This is a genomic window from Flavobacterium sp. (genome assembly GCF_021151785.1).
Classification (GTDB): Bacteria; Bacteroidota; Bacteroidia; order Flavobacteriales; family Flavobacteriaceae; genus Flavobacterium.
On record NZ_JAGKWP010000068.1, the window covers coordinates 1 to 13,788 of the forward strand.

Consider the following 13,788-nt stretch of genomic DNA (forward strand, 5'->3'; position numbering starts at 1 on the left):
AAATAAAAGGTCGTATATTTGCACCCGCAATCAGGAATTGATTTTTAATGACTCCGTAGCTCAGCTGGTAGAGCACATCACTTTTAATGATGGGGTCCTGGGTTCGAATCCCAGCGGGGTCACAAATTAAATTTCATAACTGTCTTGCTAAGACTCCGTAGCTCAGCTGGTAGAGCACATCACTTTTAATGATGGGGTCCTGGGTTCGAATCCCAGCGGGGTCACTAGAAAAGTTAAGCAAATGCTTAACTTTTTTTATTTATGGCCATGTGGAGGAATTGGTAGACTCGCCATCTTGAGGGGGTGGTGCTGCAAGGCGTATGGGTTCGAGTCCCATCATGGTCACTTTTTATATCCCCACCTATCTAAATTACCCTTTTTGTTTTATTTATTTTTAAAAATAGTAAACAATTTTCTTGTTTATTCTATTTTTATTTTTAATTTTGTTTAACTTTTTTCTTTAAAAGATGAACAATATAAAAACAACATTCAGTATTAAAGACCTCGAAAACCTTTCTGGGATTAAAGCGCACACCATAAGAATATGGGAAAAGCGCTATAATCTTTTGGAGCCCATGCGAACTGATACTAACATTCGTTTATATGATATTGAAAATCTTCAAAAATTATTAAATGTTGTATTACTTACGGATTTTGGATATAAAATATCAAAAATATCAAAGTTAAACAGAGAGGAAATTGACAAATTTGTTCTTAAAATTCAGACCGAAAAAACAACTAATGATCATGCATTAACAGCATTCAAAATGGCTATGCTTAATTTTGATCAAAGTTTGTTCTTAAAAACATACAATACGCTTTTAGCAGAAAAGAATTTTACAACCGTTTTTTTAGAAACATTCATACCTTTATTAGAGGAAATTGGTATACTCTGGACAACGAAAACTATTTCTCCTGCTCATGAACACTTTATTGCCTACCTCATTAAGCATAAAATTTTGGTTCAAATTGAAAAACAGATTGAAAAACATCAAGAAAAAACAGACAAAAAAACATACGTTTTATATTTACCATCAAATGAAATACATGATTTGGGCTTATTATTTTTAAATTATGAAATTGTTGCCAATGGACATCATGCAATCTATTTAGGACGAAGTTTACCTATTGAGGATGTAGCGGAATTAACTAAACATTTCAAAGATATTACTTTTGTAACATATTGGACTGTTGCACCTGAAGAAGAAGACATTGACTCCTATCTTGATGAATTTAATCAAAAAATATTAAAAAGCAATCATTCAAAACTATATATATTTGGAAGAAAGACAGGACTTATTAAACCTATTGATTCTGACAAGATTAAAGTATACCAAAGTGTGTCCCCATTTATTTCAGAATTAAACAATTAAATGTTATGAAAAAGAAAATTTATATAATAGGTTCTGGCTTCTCTTCTCTTGCAGCTTCTTGCTATTTGGCTAAAGAAGGTCATGATGTAACTATTTTTGAAAAAAACGAAACTATTGGTGGTCGCGCTCGTCAATTAAAACGCGAAGGTTTTGTCTTTGATATTGGCCCAACCTGGTATTGGATGCCAGATGTATTTGAACGTTTTTTTAATGACTTTAATAAAAAACCGAGTGATTATTATTCATTGTTAAAATTAAGTCCAGCTTATCAAGTCTATTTTGGTAAAAATGAGGCTATCACAATAGCAGATAATTTACAAGATATTGTTACAACTTTTGAAAAAATTGAAAAAGGAGCTGGAGAAAAATTAGAAGTTTTTATGGCAACTGCCAAATCAAATTATGATATTGCCATAAAAGATCTAGTATATAGACCAGGTGAACATATTGGCGAACTGATTACACTTGAAACAGCCAAAAGACTTAATCAGTTTTTCAGTACAATTTCTAGAGATGTCCGCTCAAAATTTAAAAACTCTAAACTCATTCAAACACTAGAATTTCCAGTTTTATTTTTAGGTGCCAAACCTAGTAACACACCCTCATTTTATAGTTTTATGAATTATGCTGACTTTGGACTAGGAACTTGGCATCCAAAAAACGGAATGTACAGTGTTATTGAAGGAATTGCTCAATTAGCATCTGAATTAGGTGTTACCATTCATACTAATCAAAATGTAGAAAAAATAATTACAGAAAAAAACAAAGCCACTGGTATAGTTGTAAATGGTGAAAATAAATATTGTGACATAATAGTGAGTGGAGCAGACTATCATTTCACAGAAACGTTGCTTAATAAAGAATTGCGTCAGTATTCAGAAAATTACTGGGATAAAAAAACTTATGCACCTTCATCTTTATTATTTTATGTTGGCTTTGATAAAAAAATTGAAAACATAGAACATCATACTTTATTTTTTGATACAGATTTTGATGTGCATGCTAAAGATATCTATGACCAACCAAAATGGCCAGATGAACCGTTGTTTTATGCTAGCTTTCCATCAAAAACAGACGATAGCGCAGCCCCAAGTGGAAAAGAAGCAGGAATATTTTTAATTCCTCTTGCACCAGATCTTGAAGATACTCCAGAATTAAGAGAATTGTATTTTAATAAGATCATTGATCGTTTTGAAAAAATTACAAACCAAAATGTAAAAAATAATGTTATCTTTAAAGAATCCTTTTGCGTAAATGATTTTAAAGAACAATATAATTCGTACAAAGGAAATGCCTATGGACTGGCAAATACCTTGTTACAAACTGCTTTTTTACGACCAAAATTAAAAAGTAAAAAGGTAAAACATCTATATTTTACTGGGCAGTTAACTGTTCCTGGACCAGGTGTACCTCCTTCATTAATATCAGGAAAATTAGTATCTAATTTGATAAAAAAATACGAAATATGAAAGCCTTATTTGATTCCGTTTCTTTTGATTGTAGTACTCAAGTAACTAAAGCTTATAGTACTTCGTTTTCTTCTGCAGTTAAAATGCTAGGTCCATCCATTAGACAAGACATTTACAATATTTATGGTTTTGTTCGTTTTGCCGATGAAATTGTGGATAGTTTTCATGATTTTGACAAAAAAACTCTATTGGATAAATTTGAACATGATTTATATGAAGCAATTTCTTCTAAAATAAGTTTAAATCCGATTTTAAATTCATTTCAATACACAGTCAATAAATACAATATACCAAACGATTTAATAGCTGCTTTCATGAAAAGTATGCGTCAAGATTTACATCAACAAGTCTATCATTCCAGAGAAGAATACCAAGAATACATATATGGTAGTGCAGATGTTGTTGGTTTAATGTGTTTAAAAGTATTTGTAAACGGTGATACTAATAAATACAATGAATTAAAGGATGGGGCTATGCGTTTAGGATCTGCATTTCAAAAAGTAAATTTTTTGAGGGATTTGAAAGCTGATTTTGAAGAACTAAACCGCACTTATTTCCCCAATACTAACTTGACACATTTGGATGAGAAAGCAAAAAAAGAAATAATTACAGATATTGACGCTGATTTTGATGCTGCTTATTTGGCCATAAAACAACTGCCTATAGAAGCACGATTTGGAGTTTATACAGCTTATAGATATTACAAACGATTATTAAAAAAATTAAAAGCTACTCCATCTACTGAAATTAAAAACACACGTATTCGTGTGCCCGATTATCAAAAGTTAGAATTGTTGGCACGCTGTTATGTAAAGTATCGTTTAAACTTGCTATGATTATTTAAATATCTTAATTTATTCAAAATATTAATAATTTTACACTTCAAAATCTCTTACTTATGTGGATACATATTTTAGTTTTCTTTCTCACTTTTTTTATGATGGAATTCATGGCTTGGTTTACACACAAATATGTTATGCATGGTTTCTTGTGGTATCTTCATGCTGATCATCACAAAAAAGATCATGATTCTTGGTTTGAAAGAAATGATGCCTTCTTTATATTTTATGCCGTAGTAAGTATGACCTTTTTCTTCTTATGGCAAAATAATATTTTAGCTATTGGTTTAGCTATCGGTTTGGGTATTTTTGCTTATGGATTTACTTATTTTATGGTACATGATATCTTTATTCATCAGCGATTTAAACTATTTAGAAATGCAAATAGCAAATATGCAAGGGCTTTAAGAAGGGCACATAAAATGCATCACAAACACATTGGAAAAGAACATGGCGAATGTTTTGGAATGTTACTTTTTCCATGGAAACATTACAAAAATGCATAAAAAAAAGTGACTAAGGTCACTTTTTTTATTTCTTATTTACAAAATTAAAAATGGGTTGTAATTGTTTAGTATCAATTGAAGATTTTTGTAAAATACTTAAAAATTCCAAAGCTTGTTCTGGTTTCATATTATTACCTAAAACCCGAATCACTGTAAATCCTAATTCATTTTGATTACCAAACAAAACCAATTCATCTATAGCTTTATCATCGCCAACAAGCATTATTGATGCGTTATTATTTTTACCATTTAACTTAATTAAAGGTTCATATATAGTATCTTTTAAAATCTCTTTCACATCCGCAATCTCTTTTTTAAATGCTACTTCAGATTTTTCATTTTTCTTGTAAGCCAAAATATTAACTTTATCAAAAGATGCCAATGCTTGTTTTTCAGATGTAGTAAGTTTACTTTTATCAATATTCAATATTGAAGAAGAAACATCTAATGTTATAAACTCTTTTTTATCTGCACTTTTAACAAAATACTTTTGTAAAGAGGGCTTTTCTTGTCCACAATTTACTAGGCATAAAGCCATTAAACTTAATAAAAAAACTCTCATCTTATTTCTTATCCAATTTATCTAAAGCACCACTAACAGGTAATTTTAATTTTTCAGCAATTAGAGCTATTTCAGATAATGGAAAATCACCTTTAATAGATAAAACCGATGCTTTGTAACCATTAAATTCGCCATTAACAGTAATTAAAACCTCTTTTAAATTAGTTTCATTAGCATCTGACTTGCCAAACACTTTAACTACATTACCTTGATAAGTGGTTGAAGCCACTTGTGTTAATCCATTAGATTTAGCGATAGCTGCTGCTGCTGAATTTAAATCTCCAGCGAGTTTAGGTTTTGCGGTAGAATAAGCTTCCAGAATATCTAATTTTTTAAGTAAATTTAAATATCGTTGCGCCTCAGCATCTTTAGCATCAATTTTTACTTTACTCATTAAATCAAACATCTTCTTAGTCACTGTGATACTCTCAATTCCTTCTTTCCCTTCTAGTTTTGCCAACTCATTTTGAGCCATCAAAATGGAAGAAATGAATAGGGCAACTAGAACAATAATTTTTCTCATATTATCTTACTTTTATAAATTACATATCAAATTTTGTACCAAACATATTGGTCATACAAAAGTACGAATTGTTACAAAGAAAAAGGCTTTGAAATAAAACTACTTCAAAGCCCTTGTCATTAAGTATGAAAGATTTATTTTAAAATTTAAAATTTAAACCTAATTTAAAATTCCTACCTCTTGTAGAATAACCTGCTACTTCAGTGAAATTTTTATTAAATAAATTAGTAACTGAACCAAAAACAGTCATTTTATTAGGTAAAACTTCAAAAGAAACTGTTGAATTTAATAATTGATATGATTTTAAAATAACATCAAATCGAGTAAAAGAAGCATCATAAAACAAATCTGTTCGTGCATCAATATATTGGTATTGTGAGTTCCAATTCAGTCTTTTGGTCAAAGCTAAATCAATAGATGCGTTAACTTTATGTTTTGGAATCAATCGGCTTTGATCTTCTTCTACTTGCGTATATGTATAATTAGCATTAAGCTTTACAGTAGATATAGGTTGATAAACTAAAGTGGTCTCAACTCCTTTAGCCATAACTACATTTGAATTATTGACATATTTCGACTCCCAAGTGCTCATATCTGTAAAATATTCGAAACGGTTTTTCTCTTCTCTGTAAAAAGCTACTGCATTAAATATCAGTTTTTTATTAAAAAGAAATGTTTCAAAACCAGCTTCTAGAGTAATATTCTCTTCAGGTGTTAAATCTAAATTTCCATATGGAGAATACAACTGATATAATGATGGAGTAATGTAAGCAGTACTGTATGAAGAAATTAATTTTAAAGGTACATTTTTAAATTGGTATGAAGGATTGATATTCCATGTAAAATGGTTACCATAAATAGAATGCATGTTTAAACGGGTTCCTGCATTAACATTTAAACCAAAGCCTGAATTATATACTATTGTTGCATAAGGATCAATGGAATTAAATTTTGCCGCCGTATTGGCAATGCTTTCAAAAGCCGTATCTTCTAACATGTCAAGAAATTGAAACTGAGTTCCAACCACAACAAAAATTTGATTAGAAAATCGATACTTATTAAAGGCATCTATACTCACATTTCGAGATTTATAGTAAGATTTATTAACAACACCTGACCAAGAACTGAAAGTTGAATACTTCCGCTCTAAATTATTAAACCCAGTAACTAAATTAAATTCTCCTTTGTTGTATTTAAACTTTGGAGAAAAACCAAAACGAACTTGTTCTGATAGAGAAACATTTGCCGATTCATCTTGAAAGGCACCTGCATCAAAAGTAGATTTTAAACGATCGTAATTAAGATAAGCATCAAAACTCAATCGATTTGTTGCTTTAATACCAATTTTTTGTAATGCATTTACTCTGGAAAAAAAATCTGGTTCAAAATCAACCCCAGCAGCTTCACTAATACCTTTGGTTTCTGTACTATTCAATGAAGTCAGATATGAAAGGTTACCTTTGGTTCCGTTAATTGAAAAACCTTGATTAAATTCTTGTGGATAACCTTTTTTATCCTCTGCGGTATTTTGTGTTCCTAAATGAAAATAAGCCTGACCTGCAATATCTTTTTTAGCAGATTTCTTCAGCGTAATATTTATAACTCCTGTAGCAGCACCAGAACCATATAATGTACTCGATGCTCCTTTTAAAATTTCAATACTTTCAATTTGATCAACTGGTAGCAATCTTAAATCATACTGTAAGGTAATACCCGAAGCATCAGTCATGGGAACACCATCTATCATAATGAGAACTTGTCTACTTCTTCCCCCTCTTATATAATACTCAATGTTTTTACCTGTACCCGATTGGTTACCATTCACCTCTACGCCTGCAACCTGACTTAGAACATTAGCTAAGGATTGTCCTTTCTTAGATTCTAAATCTTTTGCCGTAATTTTTTCAATAATTTTTCCTGATTTTTCCTTGCTTTGCGCAAATTTTGTGTCGGATACAACGACCTCCTCAATCGTTTTTGTTTTTGTGGAGTCTTGTTCTTGTGCAAAAGCAATAGCAGACACCAACGTAAAAAACGCTGACAACTGAATGAAATTTGTTTTCATTTTTTTAATTAAAAAATTAATAATAATGGGAGAAAAGCATAGAATTTACCCATACCCAAACCTTTTTTCCCGAAAGTTTGTTACTCAACGAATAGTGGCAGGTCTCCTGGCTTGCGTATTTTTATTTTCCTTCCCATTGCTTGGTTAACTCCTAAAAATGTTTATTAAACTTTTTTCAAGTGTAACTTTTACAACAGTGGATTTGTAGATAACAAAAACCGTTTTAGCTTACAGTTGCGGGTACAGCTCAGGTTTTACACCTGATTCCCTTTTAATTCAATTTTGAAAAACTCAAATTGAAACCATAATTCGGCTGCAAAATTAAAAAGTTTTTAATTAAAAGCAAGTTTTATTACTTTTCTTCTTCGTTTTTACTCTTTTTTGAGAATTTTATAACCAGCCAAATGAACCCAATCAAAAAATGAAGAAAAATAATACTTGCAACTATATAAATAAATGTATTTGAATTATCACGCATATTTTTTTGAACAAATTTCATCAAAATAGCTTTCATAAAACATGACAAATGTTTCATACAATAACTAAATTCAATCGAAAATATATTTTTAAAAAATTAGTTGATACATTTGCAAATCTAAACTTAACTAATGAAATTGATTAAAATTAGTCTTCTATTATTGATTTTGACATCTACAAGTTGTCAAAATAATACATCAAAGTCTATTTCAGATGCCACTAAAGATGAAATAAAATACGCAGTTGGACTTTCGATTAGAGTTGAAGATGACTACACAGTAGTTACGGTTAAAAATCCTTGGCCAAATGCGAAAGAACTATTTAAATATGTGCTTTATAAAAAAGAAATAGTTGTTCCTGATAGCTTAAAAAAATATACTCAAATACAAGTTCCTGTAAAAAATCTTGTAGCAACCTCAACTACACATATTCCGTCAATTGAAATGCTAAATCAAGAAAACAAACTCATTGGTTTCCCTAATTTAGATTATATTTCATCCACTAAAATAAGGACTTTAATTGATCAAAAAAAAATCAAAGAATTAGGCAATAATCAATCTTTAAATACTGAGTTGCTGTTAGAACTTCAACCTAGTGTAATTATTGGTTATGGTTTAGATAATAGTAATCCGACTTTAGAAAATTTGAAAAGAAATGGTTTAAAAGTTGTTCTTAATGGTGATTGGAACGAACAAACGCCTTTAGGAAAAGCTGAATGGATTAAACTATTTGGTGCCTTATTTGATCAACAAAAAGAAGCCAATCAAATTTTTGAACACATCGAAAATGAATATCAAAAAACCTTAGAACTAGTCAAAAAAAGTAAAAATAAACCAACTATACTAGCTGGTTCAACTTTTGAAGGAAAATGGTATTTACCACAAGGCGAAAGTTGGGGTGCTCAATTTCTTTCCAATGCTGGAGGAAACTATTTGTGGAAAAAAACAAAAGGAACAGGAAGTATTTCTTTAAGCTTTGAAGAAGTATATGAAAAAGCAAAAGAAGCTGATTTTTGGATTGGTCCAGGTCAATTTACTAGTTTACATGAACTAGCTATTACTAATTCACACTTCACACAATTTAAAGCTTTTAAAACTAAAAACATCTATTCTTTTAGTACTAAAAAAGGTAAAACTGGAGGTGTAATTTATTATGAATTAGCTCCTAACCGCCCCGATTTAGTTTTAAAGGATTTAGTAAAAATTTTACATCCTGAGCTATTACCAAATTATCAATTGTATTTTTTTGAACAACTTAAATAAATTGAAAAAGTCTACATCACATGTAAAAAAAATAATTATTCTGGGACTTCTTTTTGGAGTAGCTTTTTTATTAAATATTGCCTTAGGACAAGTGGCAATTCCTTTAAAAGAAATTATAAAGGCTTTTTTTGGAGCACCAAATGTACGAGATACTTGGGAATATATCATTTTAAATTTTAGATTACCTAAAGCTATTACAGCTATATTTGTTGGTGCAGGTTTATCTATATCTGGACTATTAATGCAAACTTTATTTCGGAATCCTTTGGCGGGGCCTTATGTGTTAGGTCTGAGTTCTGGATCTAGTTTAGGTGTGGCATTTATTTTCTTAGGAGCTCATTTTTTACCTCTTGGCCTAGCTTCTTTTTTTACTTCAAATACGGGTATTTTATTAGCTTCTTGTTTAGGAAGTTTAGCCGTACTTATTTTGGTGTTTTTAGTATCAAAAAAAGTTAAAGATACTATGTCTATATTAATTATTGGCTTAATGTTTAGCAGTTTTTCAGGAGCTATTGTGAGTGTGCTAACCTATTTTAGTTCTGCAGAACAACTGCAACGGTTTACTTTTTGGTCAATGGGAAATTTAGGAAACTTGGATTGGAGTCAAGTTGTAATATTATCAATAAGTGTAAGTTTTGGTTTATTTTTGAGTCTATTGACACTTAAAACATTAGATGCTTTTTTGTTAGGTGAAAATTATGCCAAGAGTTTAGGAATTGCTATAAAACAAAAACGAAATCACATTTTTTTAACCACAGGAATATTAGCGGGAAGTATAACAGCTTTTGTTGGCCCTATTGCTTTTATTGGTTTAGCTATACCTCATATATCCAAGTTATATTTTCAAACAAGTAATCACCGAATTTTATTTATTGGCACGAGTTTAATTGGAGGAATAATGATGTTACTTTGCGATACTATTTCACAAATGCCTGGTCAAAATTTTACTTTACCAATAAATGCAATAACCTCAATTTTAGGAGCTCCGGTAGTAATTTGGTTATTAGTAAGAAAAAAAGGAATAAGATAAAATGAAACAATCAATACTACATACTGAAGAACTTTCTATTGGTTATTCTTCAAAAAAAGGTGGACATCTTATTAAAGAAAATATTCAAATTTCGTTAGAAGCTGGCAAATTAATAACACTTCTTGGTGCTAATGGTATTGGAAAATCAACTTTATTAAAAACCCTAACGGGCATTATACCACCATTAAGTGGTAGCGTAAAATTAGCCAATAAAGAAATTTCAAGTTATGAGCCTCAAGAATTAGCACAAGAATTAAGTGTTGTTTTAACTGAAAAATTACCTCCAAGCAATTTAAATATTGCAGAATTAATAGCACTAGGCAGGCAACCCTACACCAATTGGTTAGGTACCTTAACTGAAACTGATTTCAATTACATTGAAAAAGCAATTGCCTTAACAGATATTCATCATTTGATTGATAAAAAACATGATGAAATTAGTGACGGTCAGTTACAAAAAGTATTAATAGCTCGTGCATTAGCTCAAGACACACCTTTGATTATTTTAGATGAGCCAACTACTCATTTAGATTTATATCACAAAGTAGCTGTTTTTAAATTACTTCAAAAATTAGCTCATGAAGCCCAAAAATGTATTTTATTTTCAACCCATGATCTTGATTTAGCCATACAATTAAGCGATGAAGTTATTGTCATGACCGAAACTTTTTGCGTACAAGATCAACCTTGTAATTTGATTGAAAAAAATGTATTTGATTTACTTTTTAAAGACGAACATATTGTTTTTAACAAACAATATGGCAAATTTATGGTAAAATAACATCAAAAGTGATAGACTTAACCTCACCTACCTTTAATCCTTCTAATTTAAAATCTCCTACCCTAACTCGGATAAGACGTAATGTAGGAAACCCAACTGCTGCAGTCATTTTTCGTACTTGACGATATTTACCCTCAGTTAAAGTTATAGAAACCCAACTGGTTGGTCCATGACGCTCATCTCTTATTCTTCTGCCTTCACCAATGAAAGATGGTAACTGATGAACTAAATGTGCCTGACAAGGTTTTGTTACATAACGTATTCCTTTAAAACCAATTTCTACACCTTTTTTCAATTGTTCAACTGCGTTATCAGTTAAGAGACCATCAACTTGGGCGAAATATTCTTTCTCAATAGTTTTACTTCGAACCAACTCACTCATTTTACCATCTGTGGTCAATAAAAGTAACCCCTCAGAATCCTCATCTAACCTTCCAATAGCCATAGTACCTTCAGGAAAATCAAATAATTCACCTAACTTCTTCTTGTTTCTTTTTTTTTCATAAATAAATTGACTCAAATAACCATGAGGCTTATGCAATGCAAAATGTTGTTGTTCCATCTAACAAATTTACATTTATTAAAAAAATATAAAGAAGATTTATTTAAATTTACTTGCAAATAAAATAATCATGTCCATATCAGTACTCTTTGTCTTCGCCCTTTTCATTGCATTTATCCTAGGTATAATCATTAGTAAACTATTTTTTCAATCTTCCTCAAAAGCTACTCTTTCAATTTTAGATAAACAACTAGAACAAAACTCAAAACAATTAGAAGAAATAAAAAATCAACTTGCAAAAGCTCAAGCTGACAAAGAAGAATTTGCTATTTTATTAGCAAAAAAAGAGAATGATTTTGACAATTTACTAGAAAGAACAAAAGAACAAAGAAAAGAACTATCTGATCTTCAAGAAAAATTCACACTTGAATTTGAACAATTAGCACAAAAAATTTTAGAGGAAAAAACATTGAAATTTACGGAACAAAACAAAGAAAATATAAAAAATATTTTATCACCACTTCATGAAAAAATTCAACATTTTGAAAAAAAAGTTGAAGATTCACAAAAAGAAACATTCGGCTATCATGCTGCTTTAAAAGAACAATTACAACATTTAAAAGACCAAAATAGCAAAATTTCAAAAGAAACCGAAAATCTAACAAAAGCACTGAAAGGTGATAGTAAAACTCAAGGTAATTGGGGGGAATTGATACTCGAACGGGTGTTGGAAAAATCGGGTTTAGAAAAAGGAAGAGAATATGAGATACAAGCAAACTTTACAAAAGAAGACGGTAAAAAAGTTCAACCAGATGTTATCATTCATTTACCTGATGGCAAAAAAATAATTGTAGATGCTAAAGTTTCTTTAACAAGTTATGAAAGGTATGTAAATGAAGAAAATGACACCTTAAAATTGACTTATGCTAAAGAGCATATTCAATCAATAAAAAGACACGTAGATCAATTAAATTCAAAAAATTATTTCGATATTTACCATATAGAAAGTCCTGACTTTGTATTATTATTTATTCCAATAGAATCGGCTTTCGCAATGGCTTTACAGGTGGAGCCTACACTATACAATAAAGCTTTTGAACAGAACATTGTTATTGTAACTCCAACTACTTTACTAGCCACTTTACGAACTATTGACAGCATGTGGACCAATCAAAAACAACAAGATAACGCAATTGAAATAGCTCGTCAAGCGGGTGCATTATATGATAAATTTGAGGGATTTGTAGCTGACTTAATTAAAATTGGAAAAAGAATGGATGAAGCCAAAATTGAATATGGCTATGCAATGAATAAATTAGTAGAAGGAAAAGGAAATCTTATAAACAGTGTAGAACGCTTAAAGAAAATGGGGGCTAAAGCAAAAAAGTCACTTCCAGAACACTTAATCGTTCAATCTAAAATAGAAGAAAAATAAAATAACGAAAAAAGCGTTAATCATGAATATTATTAAAAAAATTGGCATTTATTTTTTACTATTATTTAGCTTGATTTTAATAGGCTACACCCTTTTTATTTATAATTTTACATTAAGTAACGGTGTTAGAAGTGGTGTTTTGTCTAAATTTAGTCATAAAGGTATCATTTTTAAGACATGGGAAGGTGAATTAAATGAAGGATTTGGAGCTACACGTTTTTTCCCATTTTCAGTTCAAGATAATGAAGAAAATGTTATAGAAGATTTAAAGAAATACCAAGGACAATATGTAAAGTTAGAGTATAAAGAACGAATTAAAACGTTGCCTTGGTGGGGAGATACACATTATTTTATAACTAAAGTTATACCTGAACAATCACCTTACATCAATTCAAAATAATGGAACACACAAATAGCGTAAAAGCATCAAAAATTACCTTAACTCAGTTAATGTTACCATCGCATTCTAACTTTAGTGGAAAAATTCACGGTGGTTATTTATTAAGCTTAATGGATCAAATTGCCTTTGCATGTGCATCAAAATATTCAGGATGTTATTGTGTAACTGCATCAGTAGATACTGTTAACTTTTTAAATCCTGTTGAGATTGGTGAGTTAGTCACTTTAAAGGCATCTGTTAACTATATAGGAACTACATCCATGATTGTGGGGATTCGGGTAACTTCACAAAATATTCAAACAGGTAAAATTAAACATACCAATTCCAGTTACTTTACTATGGTAGCTAAAGATGAAAAGGGTAATAATGTTAAAGTTCCTCGCTTAATACTCTCAAATATGGAAGAAGTCAGACGTTTTTATGAAGGGGTTAAACGCATAGAGCAAAGAAAAAATATGCATGTTCATGAAACCACTTTTGATTATAGCACAGCCGAAGCATTAGAAAATTTAAAAAATTACAATATAACACTAGATTTATAATTAAGTATCAAATTTATTAAAA

14 protein-coding genes, 3 tRNA genes and 1 riboswitch are annotated in these 13,788 nt (G+C 30.3%); of the genes, 13 read left to right on the forward strand and 4 right to left on the reverse strand.

Annotated elements, in window-relative coordinates:
* Nucleotides 1-49: 49 nt before the first annotated feature.
* The 7 genes from QZ824_RS07960 to QZ824_RS07990 all read left to right on the forward strand — a co-directional run bounded on the left by QZ824_RS07960 (nucleotide 50) and on the right by QZ824_RS07990 (nucleotide 4,187).
* Nucleotides 50-122: transfer RNA gene (locus QZ824_RS07960), tRNA-Lys, on the forward strand.
* Nucleotides 123-151: 29 nt separating this feature from the next.
* A tRNA-Lys gene (locus QZ824_RS07965) sits at nucleotides 152-224 on the forward strand.
* Between the two features lie 39 nt (nucleotides 225-263).
* Nucleotides 264-345 (forward strand) — tRNA-Leu (locus tag QZ824_RS07970).
* Nucleotides 346-467: 122 nt separating this feature from the next.
* Entirely contained in the window at nucleotides 468-1,373 is a 906-nt protein-coding gene (locus QZ824_RS07975) for a MerR family transcriptional regulator (RefSeq protein ID WP_291275489.1), read from the forward strand.
* Between the two features lie 5 nt (nucleotides 1,374-1,378).
* Entirely contained in the window at nucleotides 1,379-2,842 is a 1,464-nt protein-coding gene (locus QZ824_RS07980) for an oleate hydratase (RefSeq protein WP_291275490.1), read from the forward strand.
* Complete coding sequence (locus tag QZ824_RS07985) at nucleotides 2,839-3,678, forward strand: phytoene/squalene synthase family protein (RefSeq protein WP_291275491.1); 840 nt, start codon at nucleotides 2,839-2,841, stop codon at nucleotides 3,676-3,678. The genes QZ824_RS07980 and QZ824_RS07985 overlap by 4 nt, the downstream gene beginning before the upstream one ends.
* A 62-nt stretch (nucleotides 3,679-3,740) precedes the next feature.
* Nucleotides 3,741-4,187 carry a sterol desaturase family protein gene (locus QZ824_RS07990; RefSeq protein ID WP_291275492.1) on the forward strand — a complete coding sequence of 149 codons (447 nt, stop codon included), beginning with the start codon at nucleotides 3,741-3,743 and terminating at the stop codon, nucleotides 4,185-4,187.
* Between the two features lie 25 nt (nucleotides 4,188-4,212).
* Here the strand turns inward: QZ824_RS07990 and QZ824_RS07995 are convergent, their stop codons facing one another.
* The 3 genes from QZ824_RS07995 to QZ824_RS08005 form a co-directional block, all read right to left on the reverse strand.
* Nucleotides 4,213-4,749, reverse strand: a complete 537-nt coding sequence (locus QZ824_RS07995; protein WP_291275493.1) for a DUF4252 domain-containing protein — start codon at nucleotides 4,747-4,749, stop codon at nucleotides 4,213-4,215.
* A 1-nt stretch (nucleotide 4,750) separates the two neighbouring features.
* Complete coding sequence (locus QZ824_RS08000) at nucleotides 4,751-5,272, reverse strand: DUF4252 domain-containing protein (RefSeq protein ID WP_291275494.1); 522 nt, start codon at nucleotides 5,270-5,272, stop codon at nucleotides 4,751-4,753.
* A 139-nt stretch (nucleotides 5,273-5,411) separates the two neighbouring features.
* Nucleotides 5,412-7,337 (reverse strand): TonB-dependent receptor plug domain-containing protein, encoded by a 1,926-nt coding sequence (locus QZ824_RS08005; RefSeq protein WP_291275495.1) that lies wholly within the window; start codon nucleotides 7,335-7,337, stop codon nucleotides 5,412-5,414.
* A 78-nt stretch (nucleotides 7,338-7,415) separates the two neighbouring features.
* Nucleotides 7,416-7,659, reverse strand: a riboswitch (cobalamin riboswitch).
* 286 nt (nucleotides 7,660-7,945) lie between these two features.
* Here QZ824_RS08005 and QZ824_RS08010 point away from each other — a divergent pair.
* From QZ824_RS08010 to QZ824_RS08020, 3 genes are read left to right on the forward strand one after another with little or no spacing between them, the layout of a single operon-like run.
* Entirely contained in the window at nucleotides 7,946-9,076 is a 1,131-nt protein-coding gene (locus QZ824_RS08010; protein ID WP_291275496.1) for an ABC transporter substrate-binding protein, read from the forward strand.
* Between the two features lies 1 nt (nucleotide 9,077).
* Entirely contained in the window at nucleotides 9,078-10,106 is a 1,029-nt protein-coding gene (locus tag QZ824_RS08015; protein ID WP_291275497.1) for an iron ABC transporter permease, read from the forward strand.
* A gap of 1 nt (nucleotide 10,107) precedes the next feature.
* On the forward strand, nucleotides 10,108-10,887 hold the full coding sequence (locus QZ824_RS08020) for an ABC transporter ATP-binding protein (RefSeq protein WP_291275498.1): 780 nt from the start codon (nucleotides 10,108-10,110) through the stop codon (nucleotides 10,885-10,887).
* On the opposite strand, the gene QZ824_RS08025 is transcribed toward QZ824_RS08020, so the two are convergent.
* The gene (locus tag QZ824_RS08025) at nucleotides 10,874-11,449 is read right to left on the reverse strand and encodes a pseudouridine synthase (protein WP_291275499.1); all 576 of its coding nucleotides are present in this window, start codon (nucleotides 11,447-11,449) and stop codon (nucleotides 10,874-10,876) included. The genes QZ824_RS08020 and QZ824_RS08025 overlap by 14 nt on opposite strands.
* 70 nt (nucleotides 11,450-11,519) lie before the next feature.
* On the opposite strand from QZ824_RS08025, the gene rmuC reads away from it, so the two are divergent.
* The 3 genes from rmuC to QZ824_RS08040 are packed head-to-tail and all read left to right on the forward strand — an operon-like array spanning nucleotide 11,520 to nucleotide 13,766.
* Nucleotides 11,520-12,824 carry a DNA recombination protein RmuC gene (gene rmuC / locus QZ824_RS08030; protein ID WP_291275500.1) on the forward strand — a complete coding sequence of 435 codons (1,305 nt, stop codon included), beginning with the start codon at nucleotides 11,520-11,522 and terminating at the stop codon, nucleotides 12,822-12,824.
* A 22-nt stretch (nucleotides 12,825-12,846) separates the two neighbouring features.
* Nucleotides 12,847-13,224, forward strand: a complete 378-nt coding sequence (locus QZ824_RS08035) for a 6-phosphogluconate dehydrogenase (RefSeq protein ID WP_291275501.1) — start codon at nucleotides 12,847-12,849, stop codon at nucleotides 13,222-13,224.
* On the forward strand, nucleotides 13,224-13,766 hold the full coding sequence (locus tag QZ824_RS08040) for an acyl-CoA thioesterase (RefSeq protein ID WP_291275502.1): 543 nt from the start codon (nucleotides 13,224-13,226) through the stop codon (nucleotides 13,764-13,766). The genes QZ824_RS08035 and QZ824_RS08040 overlap by 1 nt, the downstream gene beginning before the upstream one ends.
* The last annotated feature ends 22 nt before the right edge of the window (nucleotides 13,767-13,788 follow it).

What these genes read in the sequence shown, in the direction of transcription:
- QZ824_RS08010 (WP_291275496.1), top strand. Translation starts at nt 7,946, where the DNA reads ATGAAATTGATTAAAATTAGTCTTCTATTATTGATTTTGACATCTACA.
- QZ824_RS07990 (WP_291275492.1), top strand. Translation starts at nt 3,741, where the DNA reads ATGTGGATACATATTTTAGTTTTCTTTCTCACTTTTTTTATGATGGAA.
- QZ824_RS07980 (WP_291275490.1), top strand. Translation starts at nt 1,379, where the DNA reads ATGAAAAAGAAAATTTATATAATAGGTTCTGGCTTCTCTTCTCTTGCA.
- QZ824_RS07975 (WP_291275489.1), top strand. Translation starts at nt 468, where the DNA reads ATGAACAATATAAAAACAACATTCAGTATTAAAGACCTCGAAAACCTT.
- QZ824_RS08020 (WP_291275498.1), top strand. Translation starts at nt 10,108, where the DNA reads ATGAAACAATCAATACTACATACTGAAGAACTTTCTATTGGTTATTCT.
- QZ824_RS07995 (WP_291275493.1), bottom strand. Translation starts at nt 4,749, where the DNA reads ATGAGAGTTTTTTTATTAAGTTTAATGGCTTTATGCCTAGTAAATTGT.
- QZ824_RS08005 (WP_291275495.1), bottom strand. Translation starts at nt 7,337, where the DNA reads ATGAAAACAAATTTCATTCAGTTGTCAGCGTTTTTTACGTTGGTGTCT.
- QZ824_RS08040 (WP_291275502.1), top strand. Translation starts at nt 13,224, where the DNA reads ATGGAACACACAAATAGCGTAAAAGCATCAAAAATTACCTTAACTCAG.
- QZ824_RS08025 (WP_291275499.1), bottom strand. Translation starts at nt 11,449, where the DNA reads ATGGAACAACAACATTTTGCATTGCATAAGCCTCATGGTTATTTGAGT.
- QZ824_RS08035 (WP_291275501.1), top strand. Translation starts at nt 12,847, where the DNA reads ATGAATATTATTAAAAAAATTGGCATTTATTTTTTACTATTATTTAGC.
- QZ824_RS07985 (WP_291275491.1), top strand. Translation starts at nt 2,839, where the DNA reads ATGAAAGCCTTATTTGATTCCGTTTCTTTTGATTGTAGTACTCAAGTA.
- QZ824_RS08000 (WP_291275494.1), bottom strand. Translation starts at nt 5,272, where the DNA reads ATGAGAAAAATTATTGTTCTAGTTGCCCTATTCATTTCTTCCATTTTG.
- rmuC (WP_291275500.1), top strand. Translation starts at nt 11,520, where the DNA reads ATGTCCATATCAGTACTCTTTGTCTTCGCCCTTTTCATTGCATTTATC.